The organism is Streptosporangium sp. NPDC002607, assembly GCF_053592655.1.
In genome coordinates, this window is record NZ_JBSFWD010000065.1 from 1 (window position 1) to 16868 (window position 16868).

The following is a 16868-nucleotide window of genomic DNA, read 5'->3' on the forward strand; positions in this document are numbered from 1 at the left end:
CTCCTTCAGGGAGCGGTCGCTCAGGTGAGAGTCCCGGTGCTGGAGCCGGTGCCCACCTCCTTCCGTACCTGGGCACACCGCCTGCACGACGAGGCGGCCCGCAGGACCGGCGAGCTCGATCACTGGACCCGCACGCTCGGTGGCGGCACCGGGCGGCTGGACCCGTCCACGGACACCTTCGCCACCCAGCGCCACCTCACGCTCGAACTTCCCGCCGATGTCACCGTTCCGCTGCTCACCCGGCTCCCGGCGGCGTTCCGCGGCCGGGTCAACGACGTGCTGCTCGCCGGGCTCGCGCTGGCGGTGACCCGCTGCACCGGGCAGCGGGAGGTGCTGCTCGACCTGGAGGGGCACGGCCGTGCGGAGATCTTCCCCGACGTCGACCTGTCCAGGACCGTGGGCTGGTTCACCACCATCCACCCCGTCAGGATCGGCGCGGGCCCCGCCGACTGGACCGACCTTTCGGGTCCCACCGCCGCGCGGGCGATAAAACGGGTCAAGGAGCAGCTCCGTGCGACTCCCGGCGAAGGCATCGGTTACGGCCTGCTCCGCCACCTCAACCCCGTCACCGCGCGGGAACTGGCCCGCTGTCCCGTACCGGAGCTGGCTTTCAACTACCTCGGCCGCGTCGAGGCCGCCACAGGTGCGGACTGGTCCCCGGCGCCCGAGTCGGAGGCGGTGGGCGGAGGGCACGCGGCCGACCTCGCGCTCCCGCACGCGCTGGAGGTCAACGCCCTCACCAGGGACCTGCCGGACGGGCCGCGCCTCTCGGCGACCTGGTCGTGGGCCGGGCGCCTGTACGGCGAGGAGCAGGTCAGGGAGCTGGCCGAGGCGTGGTTCACCGCCCTCACCGGCCTGTCCCGACACACCGGAGACGGTCTGACCCCGTCGGACCTGCTGATCTCCATCGGCCAGGAAGAGATCGACGCGTTCGCGGCGGAACTCGACGCGGAGTGGAGCGCACGGTGAGCCAGCTTGAGGACATCCTGCCGTTGTCGCCGCTGCAACAGGGCCTGTTCTTCCACGCCCTGTTCGACGAGGCGGCGCCCGACGTCTACACCGCGCAGCTCGTGCTGGAGCTGGAGGGCGCCCTCGACGTCCCCGCGCTGCGGGACGCGGCCTGTCGGCTGGTGCACCGTCACGCCAACCTGCGGGCCTCGTTCCGGCAGCGGGCGGGGGGCGATCCCGTGCAGCTGGTGCACCGGCGGGTGGAGGTGCCGTGGCGGGAGGTGGCGGGGACCGACGCCGAGACGGTGGCCGCCGAGGAGCGGGCCCGGCGGTTCGACCTGTCCCGGCCGCCGTTGATGCGGTTCGTGCTGGTACGGAGTGGTCCCCAGAGATACCGGCTGATTTTCACCAACCATCACATCCTGCTGGACGGCTGGTCGACACCGCTGCTGGCGGCCGAGCTGTTCGCGCTGTACTCGGGCCGGGAACCCGCCCCCGCGCCGCCGTACCGCGACCATCTGGCCTGGCTGGCACGCCAGGACCGGGCCGCCGCGCGGGAGGCGTGGTGCCGTGCCCTGGACGGGGTCGCCGGGCCGACCCTCGTCGCCGCGGACCTCGCCGCCCGGACGCCGGTGAATCCCGGATGCGTCCGAGCCCAGCTCGACGAGGATCTCACCGGCCGCCTCAGCTCCGTCCTGCGCGCCCGATCGCTCACCCTCAACACGGCGGTCCAGGGGCTCTGGGCTCTGCTGCTGGCCCAGCTGACCGGCCGCGACGACGTCGTCTTCGGCGGTACGGTCTCCGGCCGCCCACCCGAGCTGCCCGGCGCCGAACGCATGATCGGACTGTTCATCAACACCCTGCCGGTCCGGGTCCGGCTGCACCCCGCCGAGACCCTGGCCGGGCTGCTCGAACGCCTCCAGGCGGAGCAGTCCGAGCTGTTCGCCCATCACCACCTCGGCCTGTCCGACATCCAGCGCGCCTGCGGGCTGGGGCAGCTCTTCGACACCATGACGGTCCTGGAGAACTACCCTCTCGACACCGCGACCCTGAACGGCCGTTCCGTGGAAGCGGGCGTGGAAGCGGGACCGCGGCTCGCGGGTGCCTCGGGCAGCGACGCGACCCACTACCCGCTGGCCCTGGCGGTCGTCCCCGGTGAGCGGCTCTCCCTGCGACTCGACCACCGCCCCGACGTCGTCCCCCACGCCGAGGCCGTCAGGCTCCTGGACAGGCTCGTCCTTCTCCTCAAGGCCGTCGCCACCGACCCCGAGCTGCCGCTCGCCCGGCTCGACCCGCTCTCCGCCGACGAGCGCGTCCGGATCCTTGACGAGTGGAACGGCCCCGAACCCCCGCCCGTGCCCGGGGCCGCGACGACGATCGCGGGTGCCTTCGCCGAGCGGGTGCGGCGGGCACCGGACGCCGAGGCCGTCGTCGGCGACGGTTTCTCCCTCAGCTACGCCGAGCTGGACGGCCGGGCCGACCGGCTGGCTCGCCGGCTGGTCGGGCTGGGCGTCCGCGCTGAGACGCCGGTCGCGGTCCTGCTCGACAGGTCCGCCGACGTGGTCGTGACGACCCTGGCCATCGCCAAGGCGGGGGGAGCCTACGTCCCGATCCACCACGGCCACCCACCGGACCGGATGAGCTGGGTGATGGCCGACACCGGCGCTCCGGTACTGGTCACCGACCGCACTCCCGGATTCGAGCACGCCGCCGAGGTGGTCCGGGTGGACGAGCCCGTCCCGGCCGATCCGGCACCGCCGGAGCCGCGGGTCGAGGTTCACCCCGAGCATCTCGCGTACGTCATCTACACCTCGGGTTCGACGGGAACGCCGAAGGGGGTCGCGGTGCGGCAGCGCGACGTCGTGGCCCTGGCCGCGGATCGCAGGTGGGAGCGGCACCGGCGGGTGCTGATGCACTCGCCGCACGCCTTCGACGCCTCCACCTACGAGATCTGGGTGCCGCTGCTCCGTGGCGGTACCGTCGTCGTCGCGCCGCCGGGCGACCTCGGGCCCGACGCGTTCGCCGGCCTCGTCGCCAGGCACCGCCTGACCGCGCTGTTCATCACGACGGCACTGTTCAACCTGGTCGCGGAGGAGGCGCCGGGCACGTTCGCGCCGCTCGCCGAGGTCCTCACCGGCGGTGAGGCCGCCTCGGCCGCGGCCATGCGCCGGGTACTGGCGGCCTGCCCGCGGACCCTGCTCGGCCATGTCTACGGGCCCACCGAGACCACGACGTACGCCACCCACCACCCTGTCTCCGCTGTCTCCCGCGTCGGCACGCCGCCCATCGGGCGGGCCATGGACGGCATGCGCGCCTACGTGCTGGACGGCTTCCTGCGGCCGGTCCCGCCGGGGGTGCCGGGCGAGCTGTACCTGGCGGGCGCCGGGCTGGCCCGCGGTTATCTCGGCCGCCCGGCGCTGACCGCGAAACGGTTCGTCGCCTGCCCGTACGGCGGGCGGATGTACCGGACCGGGGACGTGGTCAGGTGGTCGGCGGACGGCGTGCTGGAGTACCTGGCCCGTGCCGACCGCCAGGTCAAGATCCGGGGGTTCCGCATCGAGCCGGCGGAGATCGAGGCGGCCCTGGCAGGGCACCCGGGTGTCGTCCAGGTGGCCGTGACCGTCCGCGACCGCCGCCTGCTCGCCTACGTGGTCGGCACCGTGGCGCCCGAGGAACTGCGGCGGTTCGCCGGGCGGACGCTCCCCGAGTACATGGTGCCGTCGTCGGTGATCGGCCTGGACGCGCTGCCGCTCACCCCGAACGGGAAGGTGGACCGCGCCGCCCTGCCCTCGGGGTCCGCCCCCACCGCGGGGCGCGACCCTGGCACCCCTGAGGAGGAGTCGCTCTGCCGGCTGTTCGCCCAGGTGCTCGGCCTGGAGCGGGTCGGCGCCGACGACGGATTCTTCGACCTGGGGGGTGACAGCATCGGGGTGATCCGGCTGGTCTCCCTCGCGGCGCGGGAGGGGCTGGTGATCAGCCCGCGCGAGGTGTTCGCCCACCAGACGGCCGAGGCGCTCGCCCGCGCGCAGGGGAAGAGCACGCGGGACCTGGGAGAGGGAGGCCTGGAGATGCTGCTCCCGCTGCGTGCCTCGGGCTCCCGGCCGCCGCTGTTCTGCGTGCACCCCGGTGCCGGGCTCGGCTGGCCGTACGCGGGACTGCTCCGCCACCTCGGCCCTGACCAGCCCCTTTACGCCTTCCAGGCCAGGGTGCTGGCCGAGCCCGACTACGTGGCCCCGTCGATCGAGGCGATGGCCCTGGACTACCTGGAGCGCCTGCTCCAGGTCCGGCCGCACGGGCCGTACCGGCTGGCGGGCTGGTCCATGGGCGGTCTGATCGCCCACGCCATGGCCGTGGAGTTGCGCGAACGAGGGGAGGAGGTCGCGCTGCTGGCGCTGCTCGACTCCTACCCGGGCCAGGAGATCAACCCGGGCGAGCGTGACGTGCTGGTCGAGTTGCTCTCGGCCATCGACTACGACGGGCCGGGCGAGATCGGCGACGTCGTGGAGTTCCTGCGCGAGCAGGGCGGCCCGTACGCCACGCTGGACGAGCGGACGCTGACGGCGGTCTACCGGAACTACCGGAACGGTGTGAAGATTTCCGAGGAGTACGCGCCGAGGATGTTCGAGGGGGATGTGCTCTTCGTGACCGCGGCTCACGGCCACGAGGAGGGCGGTCCCACGGCCGCCGACTGGAAGCCTTACGTCACCGGCGCCATCCATGATCACCAGGTCGCCTGCGACCATGCGAACATGTTGAGTCCCGGGCCTATTGCGGAGATCGCCGCCCTTCTCAGAGAGGACACAGAGTGAGCAGCAACCCATTCGAGGACCCCGAGGGCGTCTATCTGGCGTTGATCAACGACGAGGGCCAGTATTCTCTCTGGCCCGCCTGGTCGGAGATCCCGGCTGGCTGGACCGTCGCCTTCGGTGAGGACTCCAGGCAGGCCTGCCTGGACCACATCGAGGCCAACTGGACCGACATGCGGCCCAACAGCCTGATCAGGGCGATGGAACAGTGAGCGGCCGAGTGCACGGGGGAATCGCATGACCTGGCTGCGCTGCGCCTCCCCCCGCCCGGGGGCGACCACGCGGCTGTTCTGCTTCACGCACGCGGGCGGGTCGGCCACCGCCTACCGGGACTGGCCCGCGCTGCTACCCGACTCCGTCGAGCTCCACGCGACGCAGCTGCCGGGCAGGGCGGACCGGTTCGGAGAACCGTCGCCCCAGGACATGGACACGCTGGCCGACCTGGTGACCGAGGCGATGTTGCCGCTGCTGGACCGGCGTTTCGCGCTGTTCGGGCACAGCATGGGAGCGATGCTCGCCTACGAGGTCACCCGCCGCCTGGAGGCCAGGGGACTCGCCCCGGCGCGGCTGCTGGTGTCCGGGGTGAGGGCACCGCACGATCCCCGGGAGAGGAACGCGATCTCGGATTACGACGACGACCGCCTCGTCGCCGAGCTGGCCAAGCTCGGCGGTACCGAGGTGGAGATCCTCGCCCACCGGGCGATGCGCGAGATCGTCCTGCCCTACATCCGCGCCGACTTCCGGCTGGTCGAGGCCTACCGCCATCGCCCGGGACCCCCGCTGCACACCCCGATCTCCGCTCTCGTCGGCGACGCGGACCCGGAGGTCACCCCGGCCCAGGCCAAGTCGTGGGAGGCCCGCACGATCTCCGACTTCTCCCTCACGGTCTTTCCCGGCGACCACTTCTACCTGCAGCCGCAGCGCGCGCCGGTGGTCGGGGAGATCACCCGGCTGCTCGGGGGATGAACGAGCCGATCAGAGGATGAGCGCGAAGCAGTCCGGCCGGTAGTCGCGAGGCATCGGCCCGGGAGTCTCCAGCGCCTTGTTGACATAGGAGAGCATCACCGGATCGAGCGCCTCCAGGTTGTGCCCGATGGCACCCTCGATGATCCCCTTGAGCGGGCAGTCGTCCTGGAGCATCCGGTTGGTCACCTGCTCGGGCGGCCCCTCGACGAAGGTCGAGGCGGCCTCCTGCTCGGCCTTCAGCCCGAGCGCGGTGTAGTCGACGCCGGGCTCGACCATGGAGGGGGTGTTGAGCTCCTTCATCAGGGCCGAGTCCGAGTGGAGCTCGTCGCAGACCGTCTCCCCGCCGCAGCTCCTGCGCAGCTCCCCGGTCAGCTCGTGGTGCGGCGCCCCCAGGGTGACCAGCTCGGACACCTTGCCCGCCCCGCCCTCCGAGCGCATGTACGCCCGGGGGACGATCCCTCCGAGGCTGTGCCCGACGATCGCCACCTTCTCGGCCCCGGTGGCCTGGAGCACCCCGTCCACGAAGTTTCCCAGCGTCCGGGCCGAGCGCCTGATCGAGTTGCTCCAGCCGTAGTCGAGGGCGAAGACGCAGTAGCCCTGCTTGCTCAGGTAGGGGGCCGCGACGGGCCAGGTCGCCGCCCCCGTGCTTCGCGCGCCGTGGACGAGCACCACCGGGTACGGCGCGTCCTGGCGGGGCCGGCAGTCGAAGTCGTTGGCCTTCGACAGTCCTTCCGAGGCCAGCCGTCCGGCCTCGGCGACCATGTCCACCTTGGGCGGCGGAGACGCGGACCGCCCGCCGGTGAGCGTGCCGGCCGCGACGGTGAGCATCGCGAACCCCGTCACGACACACAGGACGATCACGATGATGTGGCCGAGACGGAGCTGCCCCACTCGATCTCTCCTCAGAAAGAACGCCGGACAAGAGCCTTTCTCGCCACCCCGCACCGGAGCTATGCCCTGCCCGCGCCTGTTGCCGCCGCAAAGTTGGCACTCTCGCAACAAGCGGGGCCGGGGAACGCCCTCTCCCGCCGCCACAGCCGGGGGCGTCTACGCCTCCGGAGACCGCTCGGCTGGCGGATTGTGTCGAAGAGTTGGCCTTCCTTGGGCAGTGAGTGCCCATGAGACGAGGCGTGGGGGCCGTTAGCGTCAGCCTGTGGGTGAACGAGTACTGATCGCGCTCGGTGGCAACGCGATGACGGGGCCCGACGGCGGGGCCTCACCTGGTGACCAGCGCCGCGCGGTCGAGCAGGCCGTCCGCCATGTCGCCGCGCTCATCGCGGACGGCCACCAGGTGACCCTCACCCATGGCAACGGCCCCCAGGTCGGCAACCTGATCCTGAAGAACCAGCTCGCCGCGCACGTCGTGCCCCCGGTGCCGCTCGACTGGTGCGGGGCACAGACGCAGGCCACCATAGGCACCCTCGTCCTCAACGCGCTCGACGGCCGCGCGGCCGTCGTGGTCACCCGCACGCTCGTCGACCCCGCCGACCCGGCCTTCCAGGACCCGGTCAAGCCGATCGGCCGCTACTTCAGCGAGGCGGAGGCCCGTCGCTTCGAGGAGCTCGGGCAGACCTGGCGCCGCTTCGACCGGGGCTGGCGCCGCGTGGTGGCCTCCCCCGAGCCGCTGGAGATCCTCGACGCCCCCGCGATCGCCGCGCTGGTGGCCGCGGGCTTCACCGTCGTGGCCGCGGGTGGTGGCGGCGTGCCGGTGGCCCGCGACGCCGGAGGGCGGCTGGGCGGGGTCGAGGCCGTGATCGACAAGGATCTGGCGGCGGCGGTGCTCGCCCGGGACGTGCGGGCCACGGTCCTGGTCATCGCGACGGACGTCCCCGGGGCCGTCGTCGGGTTCGGCACGGCCCAGGCCAGACCCCTGGGCGCCGTCACCGCGGCCGAGTTGCGCGTACTACACGCCGCCGGGCACTTCGCCGGCGGCAGCATGGGGCCGAAGGTCGAGGCCGCGCTGCGCTTCGTCGAGCAGGGCGGCGACCGGTCGGTGATCACCTCCTTGGAGAACATCGGGGCGGCGCTCACCGGCGAGAGCGGCACCGTGGTGCGAAAGTGAACACGACGCGATTGAAAGGTGGCAGGGATGCCGGAACCCATTGAAGTGCGCAAGGTGCCCATCGAGAGCGTGACCGACGCCTCCGGGCTGGCCCGGCTCATCGACGACGGGGTGATCGAGGCGCACCGGGTGCTCGCGGTGATCGGCAAGACCGAGGGCAACGGCGGGGTGAACGACTACACCCGGATCCTGGCCGACAGGGCCTTTCGCGAGGTGCTGGAGGCCAAGGGACATCCTTCCCCCGAGAGCGTGCCGCTGGTGTGGTCGGGAGGCACCGACGGCGTGCTCAGCCCGCATGCCACGATCTTCGCCACCACGGCGAACGCCGAGCCGAGTGACGAGCCGCGGGTGAGCGTCGGCATCGCGATGAGCGATGTGATCCTGCCCGAGGACATCGGCCGGCCCGCGATGGTGGAGAAGGTGGCCGCCGGAGTGCGTGAGGCCATGAAGCTCGCCGGGATCGACGATCCCGCCGACGTGCACTACGTCCAGACCAAGACCCCGCTGCTCACCCTGTCCACGATCAACGACGCCAAGTCGCGCGGCAAGGACGTGGTGATCGAGGACACCGGCCCGTCGATGGACATCTCCAACTCCACCACCGCGCTCGGCATCGCCGTCGCGCTCGGTGAGATCGAGATGCCCGCCGCCGACCAGATCCACCGCGACCTGTCGCTCTACTCCTCCGTCGCCTCGTGCTCCTCCGGCGTCGAGCTGGACCGGGCCCAGATCGTGGTCGTCGGCAACGTACGGGGCATCGGTGGCCGCTACCGGATCGGCCACTCGGTCATGAGGGACGCGCTGGACGCCGACGGCATCTGGGAGGCCATCCGCTCCAGTGGCATCGAGCTGCCCGACCGCCCCCACCCGTCCGACCTGGGTGACCGGCTGGTCAACGTCTTCATGAAGTGCGAGGCCGACCCGTCGGGCAGCGTGCGGGGCCGCCGCAACATCATGCTCGACGACTCAGACGTGCACTGGCACCGCCAGATCAAGGCCACCGTGGGCGGCGTCGCGGCCAGCGTCACCGGTGACCCGGCCGTGTTCGTCTCGGTCGCCGCGGTCCACCAGGGCCCGAGCGGCGGCGGCCCGGTGGCCGCCATCGCCGACCTCGGCTGACGGGTACGCGCTCGGGCGGGGCGGAAATCCTCCCCGAGCGCCACCGCGGGTAGGCTCCCGGTTCGTGCCGAGTATTCCGCAGCCCCTGGTCCCCGGCGACGACGGCGCCGCCGACGCCACCGTGACATCCGCGCTCGCCGCCTTCGCCGCGGGGGAGGCGGAGGCCGGTGCGGTCGTCGCCGCGCTGAGCGGGACACGGCTGCTCGTTCCCGTGGTCGCCCTGTTGAAGGAGTCGGAGATCGGCGAGCACGGGTTGCGGCAGGAGAAGGAGAGCGAGATGGCCCTGCCGAAGCTCGTCGGCGCGGACGGGCGCGAGGCGGTGCTCTCCTTCACCGGGATGGAGCCGCTGCGGCGGTGGCGCCGGGACGCCAGGCCCATCCAGGCCACCATCCTTCAGGTCTGCCAGGCGGCGGTGCACGAGAACACCGCCGCGGTGGTGATCGACGTCGCGGGCCCGGTGCCCTTCGTGATCGAGGGTGCTCTGCTGCGGGCACTCGCCGCGGTCGAGTCGGGCACCCTTGACGAGCTGGGCCCCGAGGTCACAGTGGCACGGATGGAAGAGATCGCCGAGCCTCCCAGGCGTCGGCGGTTCGGTTGGCCACCGCGTGGACGAGGTTGACCGTCAGAATCGCCGGGGCGATCACGGCGACGAACCCGCCGAAGTCGCGCTCGAAGACCAGGGCGAGGATCACCGCGGTCACGCCGTTCTGCTGGGCGAGCCCCAGGTGCACCCGGTCGATCAGCGGCAGGCCGTGGGTGAGCACCGGCGCGGCGACCATCTGCGCGGCGTACGCGGCCAGCCCGAGCAGCACCCCCATGCCCATGTTCGTCCCGCCGACGAGCAGCAGGCCCATCAGGAACGCCGACAGCGCGAACGCCACGCTCACCGCCCGCCCCAGCCAGCGCGCGTCGGGCATGCGCAGGTAGAGCCCGGCGGTCGCCAGGCCGAGCATGAGGGAACTCCACGCGGCCGACACGACGGCCCCGGCCGCCGTCAGGTAGGTCAGCACTGGCGGGGCGTTCCTGATCAGCCGCCAGAGCAGGTAGATCCCGGCCGCGAACAGCGCGTTCAACCCCAGGTCGGCGAAGTACGAGGCCGACAGGCCGCCCCCTCCCGAGCCGCTGACCAGCGCCGCCGGGTAGACGGCCAGGATGATCGTCACCGGGTCGTCAAAAGATGTTCTGGCCTTCAGGCCGGAGAGGGATCCGGCTTCTCGCGTAGCGGGGCAGGGATCGCTGATCCGCCGGAATCGGCGACCAGGGCATCCTCCAGCAGGCAGAGTATCGAGGAAGGCAGCCGCCCGGCTGGCCCACTACCAGAAGATGATGGCCCGGCGTCAACCCAAGCGCGGGCAGGCCACCTCGAAGGGGTACCGGCAGGCCAGGCGCCAGGCCGCGAGGGTGCACAAGAAGATCGCCCGGCAGCGGCAGGACACCGCCCGCAAATGGGCCAAGCAGGTGACGGCGGACTTCGACCGGCTCGCGGTCGAGGACTTCAGCCCGAGGTTTCTGTCCAGGTCCACCATGGCCCGCAAGGCGGCCGATGCGGCGATCTCGGCCACCAAGCGCGAACTGATCGCTATGGCGCGCAAACACCACCGCACCGTTCATCTGGTGCATCCCGCGTACACCACCATGGACTGCGGAGGGTGCGGAGCGAGAACCAAGCACGCACTGCCGCTGTCAGAGCGCACGTACACCTGCACCGCGTGCGGAGCCGTCTGTCCCAGAGACAAGAACTCCGCGCGTGTGATGCTCGTCCGGGCTGGTCTCAACCCGGCTGGTGCTGATCGCGGAAGACCCGACGGGCCGCCGGTCCGTCGGGCAGCGTGAGCCAGGAATCCCCTGCCCTTCAGGCAGGGGAGGATGTCAATTCGAGCCCTCAGATCCCCGGCGGGGCCGGGGTTCGCGGATTATGGTCGCTCCGTGAGCGAGTACGCCGAGCCGGCACACCGGCCCCCCAGCCCGCCTCGTACTTTCAGGCGTCCCCGGGTCTTCGGGGCGGTGGTGGTCTCGTGAGCCTCGTGGCGGCGCCGCTCCTCCCGGTCCTGGTGGCGGCCGCGTCGGGGGCGGTGATCGGGCTGTGGACGCGGCGCGTGGTGGCCCGCCACTCGGTGCCCGACGGGGAGTGGTCCGGGCGGCTCCGGCCGGTGGCGGGGGTCGTGGAGGTGACCACCGCGGTGGTGCTGGCCGCTCTCGCGCTGCGGGCGCTCTGGCCCGGCGTACCGGCCCAGGCGGTGACCACCCCGGCCGGGAGAGCCGGAGAACTGCTCGCCTTCGGCGGGCTGGCGGTGGTCGCCGTCGCCCTGTCCTTCGTCGACGCCGCCGTCCACCGGCTGCCCGACCGTCTCACCCTGGCCGCCTACCTGGGAACCGCCGTACCGCTCGCCGCGTCGGCCCTCGTCGACGGCCGCCTCGGCGATCTGCTCGGCGCGGGTCTCGGCGGTCTCGCCCTGGCGGGCTTCTACCTGGTGCTGCTCCTGATCAATCCGGCGGGAATGGGGCTGGGCGACGTCAAGTTCGCGGCGAGCCTGGGCACCGCCCTCGGCTGGCTGGGCTGGGACACCCTGGTCGCCGGGACCTTCCTCGGCCTGGTGGCCGGGGGCGTCTACGGGGCCGCCCTGATGGTCCTGCGCCGCGCGGGCCGCAAGAGCGAGATCCCCTTCGGCCCCTTCATGGCCATTGGCGCCCTCGCCGCGGTCCTCACCGCGCTCTGACCGCCGGCGGATGTCTCACTCCGTGAACCGGGGCCATTCCAGTGGGCGACACGTGGAAGACTTGTCAGCATGTTGCGTTGGTTGACCGCCGGAGAGTCTCACGGCCCCGAACTCGTCGCGATCCTGGAAGGCCTGCCCGCGGGGGTGGAGGTGACCACCGCCCGGCTGGACGAGGCGCTGCGCCGTCGCCGCCTCGGTTATGGCCGCGGGGCACGGATGAAGTTCGAGCAGGACGTCGTCACCATCGTGGGCGGGGTCCGCCACGGCCGCACGCTCGGCAGTCCCGTCGCCATCCGGGTGGGCAACACCGAGTGGCCCAAATGGGAGACGGTCATGGCGGCCGACCCCGTCGACCCGGCCGTGCTGGAGGGGCAGGCGCGCAACGCGCCGCGCTCCCGCCCCCGCCCCGGCCACGCCGACCTCGCGGGCATGCAGAAGTACGGCTTCGACGACGCCCGCCCGGTGCTCGACCGGGCCAGCGCCCGGGAGACCGCGGCCCGTGTCGCGCTCGGCCAGGTGGCGCGGAGCTTCCTCAAGCAGGCCCTCGGCGTCGACATCGTCAGCCACGTCGTCTCGATCGGCGGGGCGGTGACCACCCCTGGAGTCATCCCCGGCCCCGGTGACCTGGCGGCGATCGACGCCGACCCGGTGCGCTGCGCCGATCCGGAGGGCAGCGCGGCGATGGTCGCCGAGATCGACAGGGCGCACAAGGACGGCGACACCCTCGGCGGCGTCGTCGAGGTGGTCGCCTACGGCCTGCCGCCGGGCCTGGGCAGCTACACCCACTGGGACCGCCGGCTCGACGCCCGCCTCGCGGCCGGCCTGATGGGCATCCAGGCGATCAAGGGTGTCGCCGTCGGCGACGGCTTCGAGACGGCCCGCCGCCCCGGCTCCCTGGCCCACGACGAGATCGAGAACACCGCGGACGGCATCCGCCGGATCACCAACCGGGCCGGTGGCGTCGAGGGCGGCATGACCAACGGCGAGCCGCTGCGCGTCAGCGCGGCGATGAAGCCGATCTCCACGGTCCCCAGGGCGCTGGCCACCGTCGACGTGCTGACCGGTGAGGCGGCCAAGGCCCACCACGAGCGCTCGGACGTGTGCGCGGTTCCGGCCGCCGCGATCGTCGCCGAGGCCATGGTGGCGCTGATCCTGGCCGACGCCGCGATCGAGAAGTTCGGCGGAGACTCCGTCGAGGAGGTCGCCCGCAACCTGTCCGGCTACCTCTCCTCGTTGGTGATCAAGTGAGCGGGCGCCAGGCCGGCGAGCCGCGGTCCAAGGAGGCCGGATGAGTCCCCGTGCAGTACTGATCGGCCCTCCGGGGTCGGGCAAGTCGACCATCGGACAGCTCCTGGCCGACCGGCTCGGGGTCGCCTTCCGCGACACCGACACCGACGTCGAGCTTACGGCGGGCAAGCCGGTGAGCGACATCTTCATCGAGGACGGCGAGGAGATCTTCCGCGAGCTGGAAGCCGACGCCGTACGGCGGGCGCTGGCCGAGCACGACGGCGTGCTCTCTCTCGGTGGCGGCGCGATCCTCGCCGAGGCCACCTGCGAGCTGCTGGCCGAGCATCCGGTGGTCTACCTGGAGGTCGGTCTCTCCAACGCCGTCCAGCGGGTGGGCCTGGCCTCGGCGCGGCCGTTGCTCGTGCTGAACCCGCGCAGCCGGCTGAAGAAGCTGATGGACGCCCGTCGCCCCATCTACGAGAAGCTGGCCAGGATCGTCGTGGTGACCGACGAGCGCGAGCCCGGCCAGATCGTCGACGAGATCGTGAGAGGCCTGAAGCCATGACGATCTCCAGGATCAAGGTCGCCGGCGAGAGCCCGTACGACGTGGTGGTCGGCACCGGAGTGCTCGGCGAGCTGCCCGGCCTGCTCGGGCCGAAGGTCCGCACCGTCGCCGTGATCCACCCCGGGAGCCTGCCGGAGATCGCCCGCCCGGTCTGCGGCGCGATCGAGGCGGCCGGGTACGAGGTGGTCCCGTTGCCGGTGCCCGACGCCGAGCGCGCCAAGACCGTCGAGGTGGCCGCGGAGCTCTGGTCGGCCTTCGGCCGCGCGGGCATCACCCGGTCCGACGCCGTGGTCGGCGTCGGCGGGGGGGCGACCACCGACCTGGCGGGGTTCGCCGCCGCCACCTGGTTGCGCGGTGTCAAGGTGGTGCAGGTGCCGACGACACTGCTCGGCATGGTCGACGCGGCCGTGGGTGGCAAGACCGGTATCAACACCCCCGAGGGCAAGAACCTGGTCGGGTCCTTCCACCCGCCGGCGGGGGTCCTGTGCGACCTGGCCACCCTGGTCTCGGTGCCCCGCGACGACTACGTGGGCGGCCTCGCGGAGATCATCAAGGGTGGTTTCATCGCGGACCCGAAGATCCTCTCGCTCATCGAGGACGACCCCGAGGGGGCCAGGCTCCCCGAGGGGCGGCACACCCGCGAGCTGATCGAGCGCAAGATCCAGGTCAAGGCCGACGTCGTCGGCGCCGACCTGCGCGAGGGCGGCCTGCGGGAGATCCTCAACTACGGCCACACCCTGGCCCACGCCATCGAGCGCGTCGAGCGGTACCGGATGCGCCACGGCGAGGCCGTTGCGATCGGCATGGTCTACGCGGCCGAGCTGTCTCATCTGGACGGCAGGATCGGTACCGACCTCGTGGAGCGGACCAGGTCCATCCTGACCTCGGTCGGGCTGCCCACCGCCTACCGCCGCGAGGCCTGGCCCGAGCTCCGCGACCACATGCGCCTCGACAAGAAGAGCCGCGGTGCCACGCTGCGCTTCGTCCTCCTGGACGACCTGGCGAAGGTGTCCCCGCTGTCCGACCCCTCGGAGGAGCTTCTCGAAGCCGCCTACCGGGAGATCGCCCGGTGAGCTTCACGACACCGGTGCTCCCGGCGGGTATCGCGGGCCTCGGCCTGAGGTCGTACGCGCCGGCCCTGCACGCCGTCGCCGAGAGCACCTCCTGAATACGGGCGACTCGGAACTTCCCGCGCTCCGGCGGCCGCACCCGGCCCCCGGCGATCCCGGTGCCGGGGTCGCCGGGGGCCGAGGCGGTTTCAGGAGGCGCTGAGGCGTTTGAGGGCGCTGCGGACCTTCGCCGGGTCGTTCGTGGGCCAGAAGGGCGGCAGGGAGTCGCGCAGGAACCCGGCGTAGCGGGCCGTCGCCAGCCGCGGGTCCAGCACCGCGACCACACCCTTGTCGTGCTGGCTGCGGAGCAGGCGGCCCGCGCCCTGTGCGAGGAGCAGCGCGGCGTGGGTGGCGGCGACCGACATGAACCCGTTGCCGCCCTTGGCGGCCACATGGCGCTGGCGAGCGGAGCTGAGCGGGTCGTCCGGACGGGGGAAGGGGATGCGGTCGATGATGACCAGGCGCAGCGAGGGGCCGGGGACGTCGACGCCCTGCCAGAGGGAGAGCGTGCCGAACAGGCAGGTCGGCTCGTCCTCGGCGAACTGCTTGACCAGCAGCATCGTGGAGTCGTCGCCCTGGCAGAGCAGCGGCACGCTCAGCCGGTCGCGCAGGGCCTCGGTGGCCGCCTTGGCGGCCCGCATCGAGGAGAACAGGCCGAGAGTGCGGCCCCCCGCGGCTTCGATCAGCTCGGTGATCTCGTCGATGTAGGCCTCGGGCAGGCCGTCACGGCCCGGCTGGGGCAGGTGCTTGGCGACGTAGAGGATGCCGCTGCGGGGGTGGTCGAAGGGGGAGCCGACGTCGATGCCGTTCCAGCCGGCCCGGCTCTTGCCGGCCTTCTTCCCGGACTTGGGGGCGGCGCGCTCCTCGCCTGTCTCGTCCTCCTCGGCGGGCTTCCCGCCGCCCTCGGCGCCAAGGCCCCACTGGCGGGCCAGCCCGTCGAAGGCGCCGCCGAGGGCGAGCGTGGCCGAGGTCAGGATGACCGTACGGTCGCCGAAGAGCCTGTCGCGGAGCATGCCCGCCACGGTCAGCGGCGCCACCCGCAGCAGGGGCGGCCGCCGGTCGGTGCCCGCCTCCAGCCAGACCACCTCGGCCCGGTCGATCTCCTCGGCGTGGCCGAAGGCGTCGAGCATGCGCTGCGCGGTGTCGTGCACCTCGTCCAGGGAGGTGAAGGCCGCCTTGCGCAGTCCCGCACCCTCCGGGTCGTCCTTGTCGCCGGTGCGCGGGCCAAGGGCGGTGATGCACGCCCACGCCGAGTCGCGGATCAGGGCGAGCGTCAGCCCGAGCACGTCGGGAAGCTCGTCGAGGCGCCCGGCGGGGGCGGCGGCGAGGAGGGCCCTGAGGTCCTCTCCGGCCTCCATGAGCCGGTCGGCCAGGTGCTGCTCGATGAGCTTGCCGACCCGCCGCACGGCCACCGTGACCATGGTCTCCGACAGCTCGCCGCTGACCACCGAGGTGACGCGGTCGACCAGCTCGTGAGCCTCGTCGACCACGACCACCTCGTGCTCGGGCAGGAGCGGGAAGTCCTCCATCGCGTCGATGGCGAGCAGCGCGTGGTTGGTCACGACCACGTCGGACTCGCCGGCGCGGGCGCGGGCCAGTTCGGCGAAGCACTCCATGCCACTCGGGCAGCGCGTGGCTCCCAGGCACTCCCTGGCGCTGACCGAGAACTGGCGCCAGGCCTGCTCGTTGACGCCGGGGACCAGCTCGTCGCGGTCACCGGTCTCGGTCTCGTTCGACCACTCCTGGATGCGCTGGACCATCCGGCCCGTCGCGTTGACCTCCCGGGGGTCGAAGAGCTGGTCCTGCTCCTCGTCGGGCCACCCCGCGCTCGCCTTGTAGCGGCACAGGTAGTTGCGGCGGCCCTTGAGGATCGCGAACGTGGGCTCGTGCGGCAGCTGCGGGGCGAGGGCCTTGGCGAGGCGGGGCAGGTCGCGGTCGACGAGCTGGCGCTGGAGCGCGATGGTGGCGGTGGAGACGACCACGGCTCCCTTGGAGGTCATCGCGTGCCTGATCGAGGGGATCAGGTAGGCCAGCGACTTGCCGGTGCCGGTGCCCGCCTGGACGGCCAGGTGGTCGCCCGACTCGATCGCGTGCTGCACCGCCCTCACCATGGTGATCTGTCCGGGGCGTTCGACCCCGCCCACCGCCTCGACGGCGGTGCTCAGCAGGTCCTCAACCGGGGGAATGTCCACCTTTGAGGAGACGTCTTCGGGAGCGGTGATGGAGTCGGTCGGCACGACAGCCAACCGTACCGGCTCGCTCCGACAAGCGTGGCGGCTCCGGCGGGAGCGGTGCGCCCCGCCTCCTCGGTCCTGTCGTGATCCACCGGGCCGACTCCGGGAGGCCGAT

At 72.2% G+C, this 16868-nt stretch carries 15 protein-coding genes; 12 read left to right on the forward strand and 3 right to left on the reverse strand.

Going from position 1 to position 16868, the window contains the following annotated elements; all coding sequences use genetic code 11:
* The 4 genes from ACWD3H_RS41410 to ACWD3H_RS41425 form a co-directional block, all read left to right on the forward strand.
* The coding region (locus tag ACWD3H_RS41410; RefSeq protein WP_451958904.1) for a condensation domain-containing protein at positions 1-969 on the forward strand (969 nt) is incomplete at its 5' end.
* Positions 966-4757 carry an amino acid adenylation domain-containing protein gene (locus ACWD3H_RS41415; RefSeq protein ID WP_451958905.1) on the forward strand — a complete coding sequence of 1264 codons (3792 nt, stop codon included), beginning with the start codon at positions 966-968 and terminating at the stop codon, positions 4755-4757. The genes ACWD3H_RS41410 and ACWD3H_RS41415, both read left to right, overlap by 4 nt.
* Positions 4754-4966, forward strand: coding sequence for an MbtH family protein (locus tag ACWD3H_RS41420; RefSeq protein WP_355565970.1), 213 nt, complete (start codon positions 4754-4756; stop codon positions 4964-4966). Before ACWD3H_RS41415 ends, ACWD3H_RS41420 begins: the two co-directional genes overlap by 4 nt.
* A gap of 25 nt (positions 4967-4991) precedes the next feature.
* Positions 4992-5720 (forward strand): thioesterase II family protein, encoded by a 729-nt coding sequence (locus ACWD3H_RS41425; RefSeq protein WP_451958906.1) that lies wholly within the window; start codon positions 4992-4994, stop codon positions 5718-5720.
* Positions 5721-5729: 9 nt separating this feature from the next.
* Here the strand turns inward: ACWD3H_RS41425 and ACWD3H_RS41430 are convergent, their stop codons facing one another.
* A complete protein-coding gene (locus tag ACWD3H_RS41430; RefSeq protein ID WP_451958907.1) occupies positions 5730-6611 on the reverse strand; it encodes an esterase/lipase family protein in 882 nt (293 codons plus the stop codon).
* A 262-nt stretch (positions 6612-6873) separates the two neighbouring features.
* Here ACWD3H_RS41430 and ACWD3H_RS41435 point away from each other — a divergent pair, with 262 nt between their 5' ends.
* The 3 genes from ACWD3H_RS41435 (at position 6874) to ACWD3H_RS41445 (ending at position 9520) form a co-directional block, all read left to right on the forward strand.
* Entirely contained in the window at positions 6874-7782 is a 909-nt protein-coding gene (locus tag ACWD3H_RS41435) for a carbamate kinase (protein ID WP_355565961.1), read from the forward strand.
* Positions 7783-7809: 27 nt separating this feature from the next.
* Positions 7810-8901, forward strand: coding sequence for a barbiturase (locus tag ACWD3H_RS41440; RefSeq protein WP_350916171.1), 1092 nt, complete (start codon positions 7810-7812; stop codon positions 8899-8901).
* 64 nt (positions 8902-8965) lie between these two features.
* Complete coding sequence (locus ACWD3H_RS41445) at positions 8966-9520, forward strand: SseB family protein (protein ID WP_350916173.1); 555 nt, start codon at positions 8966-8968, stop codon at positions 9518-9520.
* On the opposite strand, the gene ACWD3H_RS41450 is transcribed toward ACWD3H_RS41445, so the two are convergent.
* Positions 9441-10064, reverse strand: coding sequence for a hypothetical protein (locus ACWD3H_RS41450; RefSeq protein WP_451958908.1), 624 nt, complete (start codon positions 10062-10064; stop codon positions 9441-9443). The two genes, ACWD3H_RS41445 and ACWD3H_RS41450, sit on opposite strands and share 80 nt — an antisense overlap.
* Here ACWD3H_RS41450 and ACWD3H_RS41455 point away from each other — a divergent pair.
* The 5 genes from ACWD3H_RS41455 to aroB all read left to right on the forward strand — a co-directional run bounded on the left by ACWD3H_RS41455 (position 10054) and on the right by aroB (position 14483).
* Positions 10054-10734, forward strand: coding sequence for an RNA-guided endonuclease InsQ/TnpB family protein (locus tag ACWD3H_RS41455; RefSeq protein ID WP_451958909.1), 681 nt, complete (start codon positions 10054-10056; stop codon positions 10732-10734). The genes ACWD3H_RS41450 and ACWD3H_RS41455 overlap by 11 nt on opposite strands.
* A gap of 182 nt (positions 10735-10916) precedes the next feature.
* A complete protein-coding gene (locus ACWD3H_RS41460; protein WP_451958910.1) occupies positions 10917-11618 on the forward strand; it encodes a prepilin peptidase in 702 nt (233 codons plus the stop codon).
* Positions 11619-11687: 69 nt separating this feature from the next.
* Complete coding sequence (aroC, locus tag ACWD3H_RS41465; protein ID WP_451958911.1) at positions 11688-12866, forward strand: chorismate synthase; 1179 nt, start codon at positions 11688-11690, stop codon at positions 12864-12866.
* A 40-nt stretch (positions 12867-12906) separates the two neighbouring features.
* A complete protein-coding gene (locus ACWD3H_RS41470) occupies positions 12907-13410 on the forward strand; it encodes a shikimate kinase (protein WP_451958912.1) in 504 nt (167 codons plus the stop codon).
* On the forward strand, positions 13407-14483 hold the full coding sequence (gene aroB, locus ACWD3H_RS41475) for a 3-dehydroquinate synthase (RefSeq protein ID WP_355565940.1): 1077 nt from the start codon (positions 13407-13409) through the stop codon (positions 14481-14483). The genes ACWD3H_RS41470 and aroB overlap by 4 nt, the downstream gene beginning before the upstream one ends.
* Positions 14484-14668: 185 nt before the next feature.
* Here aroB and ACWD3H_RS41480 read toward each other — a convergent pair whose 3' ends face one another.
* Positions 14669-16756, reverse strand: coding sequence for an ATP-dependent DNA helicase (locus ACWD3H_RS41480; protein ID WP_350916186.1), 2088 nt, complete (start codon positions 16754-16756; stop codon positions 14669-14671).
* Positions 16757-16868 lie beyond the last annotated feature (112 nt).